We start from the raw sequence: 16,291 nt of genomic DNA, 5'->3' as shown, positions 1-16,291 counted from the left end.
GGCCGCCCCTTTCGCTACCTCCGGTGGCTCACGCCCAGGTGATCAGCCGCTTCGGCTGCTCCAGGATCGCCGCCACGTCCGCCAGCACCTTGGAGCCCAGCTCACCGTCGACCAGCCGGTGGTCGAAGCTGAGCGCCAGCGTGGTGACCTGACGCGGCTTCACCTTGCCCTTGTGGACCCACGGCTGGAGCTTGATCGCGCCGACCGCGAGGATCGCGGACTCGCCGGGGTTCAGGATCGGGGTGCCGGTGTCGACGCCGAAGACGCCGACGTTGGTGATGGTGACCGTGCCGCCCTGCATCGCGGCCGGGGTGGTCTTGCCGTCCCGGGCCGTCGACACCAGCTCGCCGAGCGCCTCGGCCAGTTGCGGGAGCGTCCTGGCGTGGGCGTCCTTGATGTTCGGGACGATCAGGCCGCGCGGGGTCGCCGCCGCGATGCCCAGGTTGACGTAGTGCTTCTGCACGATCTCCTGGTTCACCTCGTCCCAGGAGGCGTTGACGTCCGGGTTGCGCTTGATCGCGACCAGCAGGGCCTTGGAGATCAGCAGCAGGGGGTTCACGCGCAGGCCCGCGAACTCCTTGTCCGCCTTGAGCTCCTCGACCAGCTTCATCGTGCGTGTCACGTCCACCGTCACGAACTCCGTGACGTGCGGCGCAGTGAACGCGGAGCCGACCATCGCCGCCGCCGTCGCCTTGCGCACGCCCTTGACCGGGATACGGGTCTCACGGGCCGTGTCGTACGTGGCGGCCGCGGCCATCGGGGCCGGGGCGGCGACCGGGGCGGCGGCCGGGGCCGCCTGGAGCGCCGGCTCGGCAGCCGGCGCGGACGGGGCCACCGCCGCGTGGACGTCCTCGCGCGTGATGATGCCGTCGGGACCGGTCGGAGTCACCGTGGCCAGGTCGACGCCCAGGTCCTTCGCCAGCTTGCGCACCGGCGGCTTCGCAAGCGGCCGGCCGGACGTCACGGCCGGCGCGGGGCCGTGGCCGTTCAGCTCGGACTGCAGTGCCTGCGCCGCCGTCGGGGGCTCCTGCTGCGGGATGTCGGCGCCCTTGCGCGGGCGGCGCTTCGTCGAGGTCTGGGCCACGCCGTAACCGACCAGGACCGGCTGGCGGCCCGAGCCCTCCGGCTTGGGCTCCTCCTGAGCGGCCTCCGGCTGCGCGGCCGGCGCCGGAGCGGCTGGGGCCGGAGCGGCCGGCGCGGCCCCGCCCGCCAGGTCCACCGCGATGATCGCCGTACCGACGTCCACCGTGGTGCCCTCGGGGAAGTGCAGCTCGCGGACCACCCCGTCGTACGGGATGGGCAGCTCGACGGCCGCCTTGGCCGTCTCCACCTCGCACACCACCTGGCCGTCGGTGACCGTGTCGCCCGGCTGGACGTACCACTTGAGGATTTCGGCCTCGGTGAGTCCCTCGCCCACGTCGGGCATCTTGAACTCGCGCACGGACGCTTCCGTCATCGTCGTCACGACCCTCTCCTCAGTACGCCAGGGCACGGTCGACGGCGTCGAGTACCCGGTCCAGGCCCGGCAGGTACTCCTCCTCCAGACGCGCCGGCGGATACGGGGCGTGATAGCCGCCCACCCGCAGCACCGGGGCCTCCAGGTGATAGAAGCAGCGCTCCGTGATCCGGGCGGCGATCTCCGCGCCCGAGCCGAAGAACACCGGGGCCTCGTGGACCACCACCAGGCGGCGGGTCTTCTCGACCGACGTCTGGATGGAGTCGAAGTCCAGAGGGGAGACCGAGCGCAGGTCCAGGACCTCCAGGTTGCGGCCCTCCTCGGCGGCCGCGGCGGCGACCTCCTGGCAGAGCTTGACCATCGGGCCGTACGCGGCCAGCGTGAGGTCCGTACCCTCGCGCACGACCTTCGCCTTGTGCAGCGGGCCGGGGATGGCCTCGGTGCTGACCTCGCCCTTGTCCCAGTAGCGCCGCTTGGGCTCGAAGAAGATCACCGGGTCGTCGCTCTGGATGGCCTGCTGCATCATCCAGTACGCGTCCGACGCGTTGGACGGCGAGACGATCTTCAGGCCCGCCACGTGCGCGAACAGGGCTTCCGGTGACTCCGAGTGGTGCTCGACCGCGCCGATGCCGCCGCCATAGGGGATGCGGACGACGACCGGGAGCTTGACCTTGCCCAGCGAGCGCGCGTGCATCTTCGCGAGCTGCGTGACGATCTGGTCGTAGGCCGGGAAGACGAAGCCGTCGAACTGGATCTCCACCACGGGGCGGTAGCCGCGCAGGGCCAGGCCGATCGCGGTGCCCACGATGCCCGACTCGGCCAGCGGGGTGTCGATGACCCGGCTCTCGCCGAAGTCCTTCTGCAGGCCGTCGGTGACCCGGAAGACGCCGCCGAGCTTGCCGACGTCCTCGCCCATGATGAGGACCTTGGGGTCCGCGTCGAGCGCGTGCCGCAGCGATTCGTTGATCGCCTTGGCCAGAGCCATGCTCTTGACTGTCTCCGCTGCCATGTCAGGCCCCCTCTACGTCCGCGAACGACGCCTGGTAGGCGGCGAACTGGGCGCGCTCCTCGTCGACGAGCGCATGCCCGTCCGCGTACACGTTCTCGAAGATGGCGAAGTGGTCCGGGTCCGGCATGGCACGGACCGCCTCACGCACTCCCTTGCCCAACGCCTCGCTCTCGGTCTCCAGTTCCGCGAAGAATCCCTCGTCCGCGTGGTTTGAAGCCTCGAGGTACCGGCGAACGCGCAGGATCGGGTCCTTCGCCTCCCAGGCCTCGCGCTCCTCGTCGGCCCGGTACTTCGTCGGGTCGTCGGATGTGGTGTGGGCGCCCATGCGGTACGTGTACGCCTCGACCAGCGTCGGTCCCTCACCGTTGCGGGCGCGCTCCAGCGCCCACTTCGTCACGGCCAGGCAGGCCAGGACGTCGTTGCCGTCGACGCGGACGCCGGGGAAGCCGTAGCCCTGCGCGCGCTGGTAGAGCGGCACCCGGGTCTGCTTCTCGGTCGGCTCGGAGATCGCCCACTGGTTGTTCTGGCAGAAGAACACCACGGGGGCGTTGTAGACCGCGGAGAAGGTGAAGGACTCGGCAACGTCACCCTGGCTGGAGGCACCGTCGCCGAAGTACGCGATCACCGCGCTGTCGGCGCCGTCCTTGGCGATGCCCATCGCGTAGCCGGTGGCGTGCAGCGTCTGGGAGCCGATGACGATCGTGTAGAGCTGGAAGTTGTTGCTGTTCGGGTCCCAGCCGCCGTTGTTCACCCCGCGGAACATGCCCAGCAGGTTGGTCGGGTCGACCCCGCGGCACCAGGCCACGCCGTGCTCGCGGTAGGTGGGGAAGACGTAGTCGTCCTCGCGGGTGGCGCGGCCGGAGCCGATCTGGGCGGCCTCCTGGCCGAGCAGCGACGCCCACAGGCCCAGCTCGCCCTGGCGCTGCAGGGACGTGGCCTCGGCGTCGAAGCGGCGGGTGAGCACCATGTCGCGGTAGAGGCCGCGGAGCTCCTCGGGGGTGATGCCGGCGACGTACTTGTCGTACTCGGCGTTCTTGACGCGCTTGCCCTCGGGCGTCAGCAATTGCACGAGCTCGGGGTCCGTGCTCGGCGATTTCCTTGCGGTTGTCTTGCCGGCCGTGCTCTTGGTACCGGCGCTGCGTCGCGGCTTGCGCGCGGCAGTGCTCTCCACGGTCACGTGTGCTCCTCCGTCGGTCCGGCTACCCGGGTTCGCCGGGTGCCAGTGCGGCTCACCTGAAGCCCTACGGACGCACAGGGTGGGTGCGGCTCGTTGGGGGACAGGCGTGACAGGTGCCCCGGCGAGCGCCCTGCAAAAGGCACGTTACCCAGTGCTCCACATTTCTGTGAAACCCCTCCTGACCTGCGATTTTGCTTGGATTTCCAAGTAAATCGCGAATGTCGGGAACAAGTCCTGGTCACAGCCTTGCAGGGGGCCGGAACAACGGCACGTTATATCGGTGACCCAGGACACGGGAAGAGTCGCCGGACGTGAATTCGCGGCCGGGGGCGACCTCGGAGTACCACCCGGTCGGCCGATACGTCCCGAAAACGCCACGCGCGCGTGCACCCCGTCACCGGGCCGCACGCGCGCGTACAGACTGTTTTGCGCCAGGGAGGGGTCAGCCGCCCTCGACGCCGCCCGTCGGCGGTGTCGGCAGCGTGGGATCCTCGGTCGGCTCGTCCGTCGGCTCGGCCGTGGTCGGCTCGTCCGTCGGCTCGGTGGTGGTCGGCTCCTCCGTGGGCTCCTCGGTCGGCTCCTGCGTCGGCTCGTCCGTCGGCTCGTCCGTCGGCGTGTCCGAGGGCGTGTAGTCCGGGTCGGTGCCCGTGCCGGAACCGTCGTCCGTGACCTCGTCGGTCGGTTCCTGCGTCGGCTCGTCCGTCGGCTCGTCGGTGGCCTTGTCCTCGTCGGTGGTCTGCGAGGTGGTCGGCGTCTGCTTGGTGTCGTCGCCGCCACCACCGCCGCCGCCGTTGTTCAGCGCCAGCGCGACACCCGCCGCGATGGCGATCACCGCGAGGACGGCGAGGATCCACAGCTTGCCGCGGCCGCTGCCCCGGTTGCCGCGTCCCTCGAAGCCGCCGTCGTCACCGCCGTGGTACCCGGAGGGCAGGATCGGCTTCGGGATCTGCGTGGTGCCGGAGCCGGGATCGCCGGGGTGTCCCATGACGGTGGTGTTCGCGAAGCCCGCCGCCGGGGTGTGCCGGCCCTCGTGCATCGTCACCGGGCCGGTGTTCCAGGTGCCGGTGTGGCCACCCTGGTCGTACAGCATCTGGAGGCCGTACTGGACGAGGCCGCGCATCTCCTCGGCCGTCTGGAAGCGGTCGTCCGGCTCCTTGGCGAGGGAGCGCATGACCAGGCCGTCGAGCTCCGGCGGCACGGCGTCGGAGGTCTCGGACGGCGGGGTCGGGATGTCCTGGACGTGCTGGTAGACCACCGACAGCGGCGTCTCGCCGGTGAACGGCGGGCGCAGCGCGAGCAGTTCGTAAAGGAGGCAGCCCGTCGCGTACAGGTCGGAGCGGTGGTCGACCGCCTTGCCGAGCGCCTGCTCGGGCGACAGGTACTGCGGGGTGCCCATGACCATGCCGGTCTGCGTCATCGTCGACTGCGCGCCGTGCAGGGCGCGGGCGATGCCGAAGTCCATCACCTTCACTGCGCCGTTGTTGGTGATGATGACGTTGGCGGGCTTGATGTCGCGGTGCACGATGCCGTGCTGGTGCGAGTAGGCGAGGGCCTCCAGCACACCGGACACGATGATCAGGGCCTGCTCGGGGCCGGGCGCCTCGGCGTTGAGGAGGAGGTCGCGGATGGTGCGGCCCTCGACGATCTCCATCACGATGTACGGCACGCTGTGCGCGCCCACGACGTCCTCGCCGGAGTCGTACACGGCGACGATCGCATGGTGGTTGAGGCCGGCCACCGACTGGGCCTCGCGCGTGAAGCGGGCCTTGGAGACCGGGTCCTCGGCGAGGTCGGAGCGCAGCAGCTTGACCGCCACGGTGCGTCCGAGGCGTACGTCCTCGGCCGCGAACACCTCGGCCATGCCGCCCCGGCCGAGTCTGCGGGTCAGCCGGTATCGGCCGTCCCCGACAAGTCCGCCATTACCCCACATTTCCGGCGTGTCTGACATACCGCCGCCAGCCGCCTCGGGGTCGGACGGGCCCTGAGCGCGCTGCTGCTGTGCCATCGGTCCTCGCCGTCGTTTCTGCCCGCGGTGCGCGCGGTGTTGTTACGGTCTCCGTCGGCCACGCTACAGCCTCAAAGCAAGCCGTCGGTCCGAGACGGTGGCCCCGGCCTGACGCAGACGGACCGGCCATCAAACCGTTACCCCGTCCCGTCGTGCAAATCCTGTGCACCGGCCGTACAGCCCCTGTAACGCTTCCGCGACGCTCCCTTCGCGTACGGTCACGGAACGGGCACCGCGCTTGACCTGTCAGTGCCGTGGGGCAGACTTGGCCGGGAATACCACATTGGATCACTCGGGATCGCTGGATCCACGGCACTCGCAGGCGCCCGAGAGGGTACGGGGGACGCAGAACATGAGCCAGGACGGCGCACAGGGCCAGAACGCGGGGCGGTCGCTGGCCGGCGGCCGCTATCAGCTGCGCGACCTGCTCGGCCAGGGCGGCATGGCCGCCGTGCATCTCGCCTACGACTCCGTGCTCGACCGGCAGGTCGCGGTCAAGACGCTGCACACCGAACTCGGCCGCGAACAGGCCTTCCGCGAGCGCTTCCGCCGCGAGGCCCAGGCCGTGGCGAAGCTCACGCACACCAACATCGTCTCGGTCTTCGACACCGGCGAGGACGATGTCGACGGCATGACGACGCCGTACATCGTCATGGAGTACATCGAGGGCAGCCCGCTCAGCTCCGTCTTCGACAAGGACGTACGGCAGTTCGGGGCGATGCCCGCCGACAAGGCACTGAAGATCACCGCGGACGTGCTTGCGGCGCTGGAGATCAGCCACGAGATGGGCCTGGTCCACCGGGACATCAAGCCGGGCAACGTGATGATGAACAAGCGCGGCGTCGTCAAGGTCATGGACTTCGGCATCGCACGCGCCATGCAGTCCGGTGTGACGTCGATGACACAGACCGGCATGGTGGTCGGCACCCCGCAGTACCTCTCGCCGGAACAGGCGCTGGGGCGGGGCGTGGACGCCCGCTCCGACCTCTACTCCGTCGGCATCATGCTGTTCCAACTGGTCACCGGGCGGCTGCCGTTCGACGCGGACTCGCCGCTGGCGATCGCGTACGCGCACGTGCAGGAGGAGCCGGTCGCTCCGTCCTCGATCAACAGCGCCCTGCCGCCGGCTGTGGACGCGCTGGTCGCCCGCGCCCTGAAGAAGAACCCGAACGAGCGCTTCCCGAGCGCCGAGTCCATGCGCGACGAGTGCCTGCGCGTGGCCGCGTCCTGTCAGGCGGCCCCGCCCAGCATCGTGCCGGGCTCGCAGACGCAGAGCGGCCAGGGCGTCGGCGCCTCGGTGTTCCCTCCGGTCGGCCAGACGCCCCCGCCCGCGGGCCACGTCCAGACGCCGTACCAGCAGACGCCGGCCCCGAACCCGTACGGCACCCCGCCGCCGTCGATGCCTTCGCCGGCGTACGGCTACCCGCAGCAGCCGGGCTACCAGACGCCGGCGCCGGCCTCGTACTCCCCGCAGCCGGGCCACCCGACCCCGCCGCCGTACAGCATGTCGCCCCAGACACGGCCCACTTCGGGCGGCGGCAAGAGCAACCGGCCGATGATCATCGGCTCCGTCATCGTGTCCGTCGTCGCGGTGGGCGGCCTGATCGCTGCCCTGACGCTGAAGGGCGGCGGCACCGAGGACGACGGGGGCGCAAGCGGCGGCAGCGGCGGCACGACCGCCACGGAGTCGGCGACCAAGGCAGCGGGATACCGGGCGGGCGACAGCGAGAACACGGTCGAGACGACCGAATGCACCGAGCCGCGGGAGTCGTACCTCGACCCCGACAAGGTGACGATGCCGGACATGACGTTCAAGTACTGGCCGTCGGTCGTCGAGTGCCTCAAGGCCGCCGGGTGGGACGTCAAGAAGGTCGACACCGACGAGAACACCTTCGGCGAGGGCACCGTCATGCGGCAGTCGCCCGAGAAGGGTACGGATTTCGACCCGGACGACCCGCCGGAGATGACGTTCACGGTCTCGACGGGCAATCCGGAGTCGGACTGATCCCGTGAACCGAAAGGGCCCGGCAGCATCGGCTGCCGGGCCCTTCGCGTACGCGGTGGGGGGTCCTACGGGGCGGGTGTGTCCTACAGGTACGGGCCGCCCGAGCGGCCGCCCGGCTGCTGCTCGCCGTCCTCATGGCCGCCGACGCCGGGCGGGAGGGCGCGGCGCATCTGCTCCAGCTGGGCCCGCGCGGCCATCTGCTGGGCGAAAAGCGTGGTCTGGATGCCGTGGAACAGGCCCTCCAGCCAGCCGACCAACTGGGCCTGCGCGATCCGCAGTTCCGCGTCGCTCGGTGTCGCCTCGTCCGTGAACGGCAGAGAGAGCCGCTCCAGCTCCTCGACGAGTTCCGGGGCCAGGCCGTCCTCCAGTTCCTTCACGGAGCTGGCGTGGATCTCCTTGAGCCGGACGCGGCTCGCCTCGTCCAGCGGCGCCACGCGGACCTCTTCGAGCAGCTGCTTGATCATGCTTCCGATCCGCATGACCTTCGCCGGCTGCTCCACCATCTCCGTCACCGGAACCTCGCGGGAGTCCTCGTCTGCTCCGCCGCCGATGGCCATCCCGTCCTGGCCCACGACCAGGATCTGGGGGTTCTCCGACGACCGTTCGTTCCTCGGCATCTCCATGCCGCCATTCTCTCGCACCCGTACAGCTCATCATCGTGGTGCCCCCTGTGCAGGGTGATCCACCGTTTACGGTGCGGGAGATTCCGTCAGGCGGTCGATCGGGTGGCGGTCCCCGAAATGCCGGGTTTGTCAGGTCTTGTGAGTCTTGTTCCATGACTTCATGGCTGGGGGCCGGACGGGTGGGACGGGGGCGACCGCGGGAGCTGCGCGCTGCGGGTTTGCTGGGGGTGCTGGCGCTGGGGCTGATCCTGGGGCCGGGCGGATCTGTGATGGCGTACAGCCTCGAGGGGACGCGTGGCGCTGCCCCGACCGGGGCTTCCTCCGACGCCGGCACCGGGTCCCGGGCTCTCTCCGATGCCAGGACCGGGTCGCGGGCGCCCTCCGGCGCCAGAGCCGGGTCCAGCGCCCCCTCCGGCTCCACGGGCGAGTCCAGGGGCTCCTACGGCCCCACCAGCACGCCCCGGCCCGGCCCGGCCGCTACATCCCCGGGGCCCTCCGGCTCGACGACGGCGCCCCGGGCCTCCTCCGGGCCCACGGGCTCCCCCGCAGCAACCGCTCCTGAGGGCTCCGGCGGCTCCGCCCCCGAGCCCGGGCCCCCCTCCGGCTCGCCCCCGGCGTCCGCGGTCCCCTCCGCCTCCCCCACGGCGTCCGGGAAACCCGGTGCGCACTGGGAGGTCGGGAGGCCGTACGGGGACATGAAGCCCGGCGCAGCGCCCACCTCCACGGCACACGGCCCCGCCGCCTCCCGTCCCAGTCCCTCCGACGGCCCGTCCCGGGCCGGGAGCCGGGCCGGTGAGGGGCGCGAGCGGCCGGGACGGGAGAAGGGGCCGCTGGAGGACGAGGAAGCCGCGACGGGGCGGGAGCCCGACCGCGAAGAGGAGGGTGACGGCTCCACGCGGCCGGAGTCGGAGGGCGATGACGACGGGGGTACGGCGACCGAGAGCTCGGAGGCCGCCGCAGAGACCTCCGCCCCGGCGACCCACCCCGCACACCGGCCCGTCACGCACGCCGAGGATCCCGCCGAACCGGTGCTGCAGGTGCTCCCCCTCGGTGCCGGGCTGGTGCTCATCGGGCTCGGCCTGGGCCTCGCCTTCGTGGGTCTCAGGCTGCGGCGCGGCTAGGGGGTGGCCGCTCGCGCCGCCCTGACCGTCCTGACCGCCCTACGGCTACGGCACGACCAGGAGCACCTTGCCCACGTGACCGCTGTCCTCCAGCACCCGGTGCGCCCCGGCGGCGTCGTTCATCGGCATCTCGCGGTCCACCACCGGCCGTACGTGCCCGGCATCCAGCAGGGGCCAGACGTGCTCGCGAACGGCCGCGACGATCGCCGCCTTCTCGCCGAGGGGCCGGGCACGCAGCGAGGTCGCGCTGACGGCACCCCGCTTGGCCAGGAGCGCACCGATGTTGAGCTCGCCCTTGACGCCGCCCTGCAGGCCGATGATGGCGAGGCGGCCGTTCACGGCGAGGGTCTGGACGTTGCGGTCGAGGTACTTGGCGCCCATGTTGTCGAGGATGACGTCGGCTCCGGCCCCGTCGGTGGCCTCCTTGACCTCGGCGACGAAGTCCTGCTCCCGGTAGTTGACGAGGATGTCGGCACCCAGCTCGGCACACCGGTCGAGCTTGTCCTTGCTGCCCGCCGTGACCGCGACCTTGGCCCCGACGGCCTTGGCCAGCTGGATGGCCATGGTGCCGATGCCGCTCGAACCGCCGTGCACGAGCAGGGTCTCACCGGGGCGCAGATGCGCGACCATGAAGACGTTCGACCAGACCGTGCAGACCACCTCGGGCAGCGCGGCGGCCTGTGTGAGGCTCACGCCCTTGGGCACGGGCAGCAGCTGGCCTGCCGGTACGGCGACCTTCTCGGCGTAGCCGCCGCCCGCGAGCAGCGCGCACACCTCGTCGCCGACAGCCCAGCCGGAGACGCCGGGACCGATCTCGGAGATCCGGCCGGAGCACTCCAGACCGGGGTACGGGGAGGCGCCGCGCGGCGGGTTGTAGAAGCCCTGCCGCTGCAGGATGTCGGCGCGGTTGACGGCCCCGGCCACCACATCGACCAGCACCTCGCCCTCTCCGGCGACGGGATCGGGGACCTCGTCCCACACCAGCGCCTCGGGCCCACCAGGTTCGGGAATCGTGATCGCATGCATGGGACGGACGCTACTCCTCGGCCCTCGCACCCCGACCGCGGTATTCCCTCCGGAGCCCTCAGCCACCGTCTTCGTGCTTCCGCTCGAGCCCTCCAGCCACCACCCCGTACTCCCGCGCGAGCCCTCCGCCTCGGTCCTCCCGCGCGAGCCGTCCGGCCTGCGCCCCCGTACTCCCGGCGGAGCCCCCGCCTCGGCCCCTGTCCTCCTGCCCGAAGCCCGGGCCCCGGTCCCTGTGCTCCGTGCTCCCAGCGACCTCCGCCCGCCCCGGCCGCGGTACTCCCTCCCGAGCCCCCAGCCACCGTCACCGTTCCCCCGGCGGAGCCCCCCGCCTCGGTCCCCGGTCCCATACCCCTCGGTCCTTGGGCGGGTCATTCGAGAATCCCTGTGCCGCGCCGATGAGTTTGCGCGACCGTAAAGGTCTCCCCATGAGTAGCCCAAGAACGCGGAAGGACCACCCGGAAGGACCCGAAAGCATGAGCACGCAGACGACGTCAGGTCTCGCGATCGAGACCGCCGGCCTGGTGAAGACGTTCGGCGGGACACGGGCCGTCGACGGCGTGGACCTCACGGTTCCGGCCGGCACGGTCTACGGCGTCCTCGGCCCCAACGGCGCCGGAAAGACCACCACGGTGAAGATGCTCGCCACCCTCCTGCGACCCGACGGCGGCGAGGCCCACGTCTTCGGCCACGACGTCATCCGCGAGGCCGACAAGGTACGCGGCCGTGTGAGCCTCACCGGTCAGTACGCCTCCGTGGACGAGGACCTCACCGGCACCGAGAACCTGGTCCTGCTGGGCCGGCTCCTCGGACACGGCAAGCAGGCCGCGCGACAGCGCTCCGCACAGCTCTTGGAGGCCTTCGGGCTGACGGAGGCGGCCGGGAAGCAGGTCAAGAACTACTCCGGCGGCATGCGGCGCCGTATCGACATCGCCGCCTCCATCCTCAACACCCCCGACCTGCTCTTCCTCGACGAGCCGACGACCGGCCTCGACCCGCGCAGCCGCAACCAGGTGTGGGACATCGTGCGCGCGGTCGTCGCCCAGGGCACCACCGTGCTGCTGACCACGCAGTACCTGGACGAGGCCGACCAGTTGGCCTCCCGGATCGCCGTCATCGACCGCGGCAAGGTGATCGCCGAGGGCACCAAGGGCGAGCTCAAGGCGTCCGTGGGCGCCGGTTCCGTCCATCTGCGGCTGCGCGACGCGGCGCAGCGTCCGGAGGCCGAGCGCGTCCTGCGACTTGCCCTGGACGCGGATGTTCAGCTGGAGCCCGATCCCGTGGCCCTCACCGCTCGCGTCGGCTCCGGCGGGAGCAACGGCCAGGGCGCGGCGGAACAGGCCGCCCGCGCGCTCGGCGAGCTGGCCCGCACCGGCATCACCGTCGACAACTTCTCGCTGGGCCAGCCCAGTCTGGACGAGGTGTTCCTCGCCCTCACCGGGCACGACACCCACGACGCTCGCGACAACGACGACCGGACCGACAAGGCCGACAGGACCGGCAAGGACGACAAGGACGGGGTGGCGGCATGAGCACCGTGACGCAGACCGAGAACCAGGAACTCGCCCCCGTCAGCGCCGAGTCGCTCGCGGCGCTGCTGGTCGCGGGGGAGCGGCCGCCGCGGCCCAGCGCCCTGTCGGCCTCGATGACCTTCGGCTGGCGCGCGATCCTGAAGATCAAGCACGTGCCGGAGCAGCTCTTCGACGTCACCGCGTTCCCGATCATGATGGTGCTGATGTACACGTACTTGTTCGGGGGCGCCCTGGCCGGCTCCCCGAAGGAGTACATCCAGTTCCTGCTGCCGGGCATCCTGGTGATGTCGGTCGTGATGATCACGATGTACACGGGCGTCTCGGTGAACACCGACATCGAGAAGGGCGTCTTCGACCGGTTCCGTTCGCTGCCCATCTGGCGGCCGTCGACGATGGTCGGCTATCTGCTGGGCGACGCCCTGCGCTACACGATCGCGTCCGTGGTGATGCTCACCGTCGGCATGATCATCGGCTACCGCCCGGACGGCGGGGTGGTCGGTGTGCTTGCCGGGATCGCCCTGCTGGTCGCGTTCTCGTTCGCGTTCTCATGGGTCTGGACGATGTTCGGGCTGTTGCTGCGCAGCGAGAAGTCGGTGATGGGCGTCAGCATGATGGTGCTGTTCCCGCTGACCTTCCTGTCGAACATCTTCGTCGACCCCAAGACCATGCCGGGCTGGCTCCAGGCCTTCGTCAACAACAGCCCGATCACCCATCTGGCCTCGGCCGTCCGCGAGTTGATGGCGGGCAACTGGCCGGCGGCCGAGATCGCCTGGTCAGTGGGCTGGGCGGGCTTGTTCGTGCTGGTCTTCGGGCCGGTCACGATGCGGCTGTACAACCGCAAGTAGCACGTGCGGCCTGGGGGGACGCCGAACGTGGAGCCCGTCCGAGACGTCAGACGGGCTTCATCCCTGGAGGCAGACGCCGGTCGTCGGGTGCGACCTGAGAGCCAGGCGTCGCCCTCACGATGGTGATGAGCCGGTCCGTCAACTCCAGTGTCCCGACGCCCGGATCGTCGTATCCGAGCACCCGGTGCCCGCGTACGACGCTCACGACCAGGTCGTCCGTCTGGCGCGGGTTCTTGCCCACCTCGGCCTTTATGACCGGCCGTTCGACGATGTCGAGGCCGCTGCCCTGCTGGATCAGGTCCTCCAGCACCATGCCCGCGGCGGGGCTGAGCACGGAGAGGCCGAGCAGCCGCCCGGCCGCGCTGGCGCTGGTGATGACCGCGTCGGCGCCGGACTGCTTGAGCAGCGGCGCGTTCTCCTCCTCGCGCACCGCGGCCACGATCTTCGCCCCGCGGTTGAGCTGGCGGGCCGTCAGCGTCACCAGGACGGCGGTGTCGTCGCGCTGGGTGGCGATGATGATCTTCCGTGCCCTGTGCACCTCGGCCCGCTTCAGGACCTCACTGCGCGTAGCGTCCCCCGTGACCCCCGCGTATCCGTCCGCGACCGCCGCCTCGATCACCTTGGAACTCGGGTCGACCACGACGACCTGGTCCTTCTTCAAGCCCGTCGCGCATACGGTCTGGATCGCCGAACGGCCCTTCGTGCCGAAGCCGACGACGACGGTGTGGTCGCGCAAGGTGGACCTCCAGCGGTTCAATCGCCATTCCTCCCGGGTGCGTTCGGTGAGGACCTCGAGCGTGGTGCCGACCAGGATGATCAGAAACAGCACACGCATCGGCGTGATGACGAAGATATTGGTGAGCCGGGCGGCATCACTGACCGGGGTGATGTCGCCGTATCCGGTGGTGGAGAGACTGACGGTCGCGTAATAGAAGGCGTCGAGAAGGTCGACGGAACCGTCGGAGCTGTCGTTGTACCCGTCATGGTCGGCGTAGACGATCAAGGCGGCCGCCGCGAGCAGCGAGAGCGCGATCGTGACCCGCTTGGCTACCTGCCGGAACGGATGCTCCACGATCTTCTTCGGGAGCTTCACGCGATAGGTGGCGACCCTCTCGTCCGCCTCGCGCGCTATGGCGTCCTGGCCCGGAAGTTTCACGTGAAACACACCTCGATACCCGCGGTGGCCCAGGGCAGGTCGAGCAGCTCGGCCTCCTGACCGGCACGGACACCGCCCGGGGGGACGACGGCGATTGCGTCGGCCGCCGCCATGCCCCGCAGCATGGCCGGACCGTGGTAGCGCAGCGGCACGGCATGGTCGCCGCGCAGCACGACGGGGATGAGCCGGGTGTCGTACGGATGCCCGTGTGCCGCCTCGCTCAGCGGCAGTGTGTAGGGCTCCGGGGCGGGGCGGGCCGCGAGCGTGCGCAGCAGGGGTTCGGCGAGTGTGAGCAGGCCGGAAACGGCGGCGAGTGGGTTGCCGGGCAGGCCCACGAGGTGCTGGTTCTCCTTGAGACGGGCCAGCAGCATGGGGTGACCGGGGCGCACCTTGACGCTGTCCACCAGGAGTTCGGCGCCGATGCGGTGCAGGGTGGGGTGGACGTGGTCGACGGGGCCGGCCGCGGTGCCGCCGGTGGTGACGACGAGGTCCGCGTCCGAGCCCGTGAGCGCCTTGCGCAGGGCCTTGGCATCGTCCCCGAGCCGGCGCACGGCGGTGACCTCTGCGCCGAGTGCGCGCAGCCAGGGCGGCAGCATCGGGCCGAGGGCGTCGCGGATCAGCCCGTCGTGCGGGAGCCCTTTGGTGAGCAACTCGTCGCCGAGGACGAGCACTTCGACGCGGGGGCGGGGTACGGCGGTGACGGTGTCGTATCCGGCGGCGGCTGCCAGGCCGAGCACGGCCGGGGTCACGAGGGTGCCGACAGCCAGCAGATGGTCGCCCTTACGGCACTCCTGGCCGCGTGCGCGGATGTCCTGGCCGGGCTGGATCTCCCGGGTGGCGTGCAGATGGCCCTGGGGGCCCGTGCGGCCGTGCTCGCTGCGCAGGACGGCGGTGGTGTCCGGGGGGATGCGGGCGCCGGTCGCGATACGGACGGCCTCGCCGTCGGTGAGCGGCTCGGGCTCGCCGTGCCCGGCCAGCACGCCCTCGTCCCGTACGTCCCAGGGGCCGGGGCCCGCGATGGCCCAGCCGTCCATCGCCGAGGTGTCGAAGGAGGGCAGATCGGTGAGGGCGGTGAGAGGAGCGGCCAGGGCGAGGCCCAGGGCGGCGTCGAGGGGGACGGAGACGGGGGCACGGCCGGCGGCCCGGGTGCCGGAGCGGGCGGCGCGGGCGGCGATGTCGCGGGCTTCTGGCCAGGGGGTGGCTTTGTGGTGGCCGTCCGGCTTGGGGGAGCCGGGGGCGGGCGGGGTGGGTGCGGGCACGTCCTCGCCCGGTGTGTGGTGGCCGTTGTCCCCGTTCACGAGGGCGAGCACCTCCTCGACGTCGAGGTCCTCGGCGTCCTCGTCCGCCTGGATGCCGCGGGGGGTCATCCGGCGTCCGGGCGGGTATCGGGGGTGGCGTCGGGGGCCACGTCGGACTTGGCGCCGGCCTCTTCGGCCCAGCGCAGGGCGAGGGCAGTGGCCTTGCGGGATGCCTCGGCGACCGCTTCGGGTCCGCCCTCGCCGTCCCTGGCCTGCGCCGCCGCGTACCCGACCAGGAAGGTGGTCAGCGGGGCCGCGGGCCGCGCCACGCCGTGGGCGGCGTCGCGGGCGAGGTCCAGCAGCACCTTGGTGTCGACGTCGAGGTCGATGCCCAGTTCGTCCTTGACTGCGGAAATCCATTCATCCAACACGTGCCCATGCTCCCTGATGCGTGCCCTGGCGGTGGCGATGTCGTCCCAGGTGTCGCAGTCGAAGGACGCGACGGGGTCGGGGACGCGGGTGAGTGCGAGCGCGCCGGTCAGCCGGCGCAGCGGGAGGCCGGCGAGGCCGTCCCGTTCTTGGGTGAGTGCGGCCAGTTCGCGGCGCAGCGCGGGAGCGCGGTACGCGGCGACGAGCGGCTGGTCGCGGCCGTCGGCGTCGGTGAGCAGCGCGCCGTCGGCGCCGCCGGAGCGCAGGGCGGCCAACAACCGCCGTACCGTGCCCTCGTCGAGGAAGGGCAGGTCGGCCGAGAGGACGACGACCTGCTCCGCGCCGGTGTGCCGGAGCCCGGCGTCGAGGGCGGCGACCGGGCCGCCACCGGGCGGGTCCTCACGCGCCCAGGTCACCGCACGCGCGGTGGGCCGGGGATCGGCGACGACCACGGTGGTGCGTGCGTCGGCGCAGGCGGCGAGCACCCGGTCGAGCAGTGGACGCCCGCCGATCCGTACCCCGGGTTTGTCCACCCCGCCGAGCCGCCGCGCGGCACCGCCGGCGAGCACGACGGCGTCGTAGGCGACGTCGTGAACAGCATCGGCGGCGCCTTGCGCGCCCGTCGGTTCGTACGCGGTCACCCCCCGAGTATGCGTGCCTTGGCGATCACAG

The 16,291-nt window shown here is 71.3% G+C and carries 13 protein-coding genes; 4 read left to right on the top strand and 9 right to left on the bottom strand.

Annotation, left to right across the window (positions count from 1 at the left end; translation table 11 throughout):
- Positions 1-28 precede the first annotated feature (28 nt).
- The 4 genes from ACFY5C_RS06835 to ACFY5C_RS06820 all read right to left on the bottom strand — a co-directional run bounded on the left by ACFY5C_RS06835 (position 29) and on the right by ACFY5C_RS06820 (position 5,647).
- Entirely contained in the window at positions 29-1,465 is a 1,437-nt protein-coding gene (locus ACFY5C_RS06835) for a dihydrolipoamide acetyltransferase family protein (RefSeq protein ID WP_389441317.1), read from the bottom strand.
- 10 nt (positions 1,466-1,475) lie between these two features.
- Positions 1,476-2,465: an alpha-ketoacid dehydrogenase subunit beta gene (locus ACFY5C_RS06830; RefSeq protein ID WP_328880473.1), complete on the bottom strand. Its 990-nt coding sequence runs from the start codon at positions 2,463-2,465 to the stop codon at positions 1,476-1,478.
- 1 nt (position 2,466) lies between these two features.
- Positions 2,467-3,642 (bottom strand): pyruvate dehydrogenase (acetyl-transferring) E1 component subunit alpha, encoded by a 1,176-nt coding sequence (gene pdhA / locus ACFY5C_RS06825; protein WP_363034996.1) that lies wholly within the window; start codon positions 3,640-3,642, stop codon positions 2,467-2,469.
- A gap of 442 nt (positions 3,643-4,084) precedes the next feature.
- Complete coding sequence (locus tag ACFY5C_RS06820; protein WP_389441315.1) at positions 4,085-5,647, bottom strand: protein kinase; 1,563 nt, start codon at positions 5,645-5,647, stop codon at positions 4,085-4,087.
- A 352-nt stretch (positions 5,648-5,999) separates the two neighbouring features.
- Here ACFY5C_RS06820 and ACFY5C_RS06815 point away from each other — a divergent pair, with 352 nt between their 5' ends.
- On the top strand, positions 6,000-7,652 hold the full coding sequence (locus ACFY5C_RS06815; protein ID WP_389441312.1) for a protein kinase: 1,653 nt from the start codon (positions 6,000-6,002) through the stop codon (positions 7,650-7,652).
- A gap of 83 nt (positions 7,653-7,735) precedes the next feature.
- On the opposite strand, the gene ACFY5C_RS06810 is transcribed toward ACFY5C_RS06815, so the two are convergent.
- Complete coding sequence (locus ACFY5C_RS06810) at positions 7,736-8,275, bottom strand: bacterial proteasome activator family protein (RefSeq protein ID WP_389441310.1); 540 nt, start codon at positions 8,273-8,275, stop codon at positions 7,736-7,738.
- A 695-nt stretch (positions 8,276-8,970) separates the two neighbouring features.
- Here ACFY5C_RS06810 and ACFY5C_RS06805 point away from each other — a divergent pair.
- Positions 8,971-9,396 (top strand): hypothetical protein, encoded by a 426-nt coding sequence (locus ACFY5C_RS06805; protein ID WP_389441307.1) that lies wholly within the window; start codon positions 8,971-8,973, stop codon positions 9,394-9,396.
- A 45-nt stretch (positions 9,397-9,441) separates the two neighbouring features.
- On the opposite strand, the gene ACFY5C_RS06800 is transcribed toward ACFY5C_RS06805, so the two are convergent.
- Positions 9,442-10,422, bottom strand: a complete 981-nt coding sequence (locus tag ACFY5C_RS06800; RefSeq protein WP_389441305.1) for an NAD(P)H-quinone oxidoreductase — start codon at positions 10,420-10,422, stop codon at positions 9,442-9,444.
- Between the two features lie 473 nt (positions 10,423-10,895).
- Here ACFY5C_RS06800 and ACFY5C_RS06795 point away from each other — a divergent pair, with 473 nt between their 5' ends.
- Together ACFY5C_RS06795 and ACFY5C_RS06790 are read left to right on the top strand one after the other, a co-directional pair.
- Positions 10,896-11,951: an ATP-binding cassette domain-containing protein gene (locus ACFY5C_RS06795; RefSeq protein WP_389441304.1), complete on the top strand. Its 1,056-nt coding sequence runs from the start codon at positions 10,896-10,898 to the stop codon at positions 11,949-11,951.
- On the top strand, positions 11,948-12,796 hold the full coding sequence (locus ACFY5C_RS06790) for an ABC transporter permease (RefSeq protein ID WP_389441303.1): 849 nt from the start codon (positions 11,948-11,950) through the stop codon (positions 12,794-12,796). The genes ACFY5C_RS06795 and ACFY5C_RS06790 overlap by 4 nt, the downstream gene beginning before the upstream one ends.
- Positions 12,797-12,842: 46 nt before the next feature.
- Here ACFY5C_RS06790 and ACFY5C_RS06785 read toward each other — a convergent pair whose 3' ends face one another.
- The 3 genes from ACFY5C_RS06785 to ACFY5C_RS06775 are packed head-to-tail and all read right to left on the bottom strand — an operon-like array spanning position 12,843 to position 16,260.
- Positions 12,843-13,952, bottom strand: a complete 1,110-nt coding sequence (locus ACFY5C_RS06785; RefSeq protein ID WP_389441301.1) for a potassium channel family protein — start codon at positions 13,950-13,952, stop codon at positions 12,843-12,845.
- The gene (locus ACFY5C_RS06780) at positions 13,949-15,319 is read right to left on the bottom strand and encodes a molybdopterin molybdotransferase MoeA (RefSeq protein ID WP_389441299.1); all 1,371 of its coding nucleotides are present in this window, start codon (positions 15,317-15,319) and stop codon (positions 13,949-13,951) included. The genes ACFY5C_RS06785 and ACFY5C_RS06780 overlap by 4 nt, the downstream gene beginning before the upstream one ends.
- Positions 15,316-16,260 (bottom strand): NTP transferase domain-containing protein, encoded by a 945-nt coding sequence (locus ACFY5C_RS06775; protein WP_389441297.1) that lies wholly within the window; start codon positions 16,258-16,260, stop codon positions 15,316-15,318. The genes ACFY5C_RS06780 and ACFY5C_RS06775 overlap by 4 nt, the downstream gene beginning before the upstream one ends.
- Positions 16,261-16,291 lie beyond the last annotated feature (31 nt).

This window comes from Streptomyces sp. NPDC012935 (assembly GCF_042900345.1).
In the GTDB taxonomy this organism is placed as follows: Bacteria; Actinomycetota; Actinomycetes; order Streptomycetales; family Streptomycetaceae; genus Streptomyces.
This window is presented reverse-complemented; position numbering and strand designations above follow the sequence as displayed.

Coding starts and splice junctions, on each gene's coding strand:
- ACFY5C_RS06820 (WP_389441315.1), bottom strand. CDS start 5,647: ATGGCACAGCAGCAGCGCGCTCAGGGCCCGTCCGACCCCGAGGCGGCT.
- ACFY5C_RS06790 (WP_389441303.1), top strand. CDS start 11,948: ATGAGCACCGTGACGCAGACCGAGAACCAGGAACTCGCCCCCGTCAGC.
- ACFY5C_RS06795 (WP_389441304.1), top strand. CDS start 10,896: ATGAGCACGCAGACGACGTCAGGTCTCGCGATCGAGACCGCCGGCCTG.
- ACFY5C_RS06780 (WP_389441299.1), bottom strand. CDS start 15,319: ATGACCCCCCGCGGCATCCAGGCGGACGAGGACGCCGAGGACCTCGAC.
- ACFY5C_RS06815 (WP_389441312.1), top strand. CDS start 6,000: ATGAGCCAGGACGGCGCACAGGGCCAGAACGCGGGGCGGTCGCTGGCC.
- ACFY5C_RS06810 (WP_389441310.1), bottom strand. CDS start 8,275: ATGGAGATGCCGAGGAACGAACGGTCGTCGGAGAACCCCCAGATCCTG.
- ACFY5C_RS06805 (WP_389441307.1), top strand. CDS start 8,971: ATGAAGCCCGGCGCAGCGCCCACCTCCACGGCACACGGCCCCGCCGCC.
- ACFY5C_RS06830 (WP_328880473.1), bottom strand. CDS start 2,465: ATGGCAGCGGAGACAGTCAAGAGCATGGCTCTGGCCAAGGCGATCAAC.
- ACFY5C_RS06800 (WP_389441305.1), bottom strand. CDS start 10,422: ATGCATGCGATCACGATTCCCGAACCTGGTGGGCCCGAGGCGCTGGTG.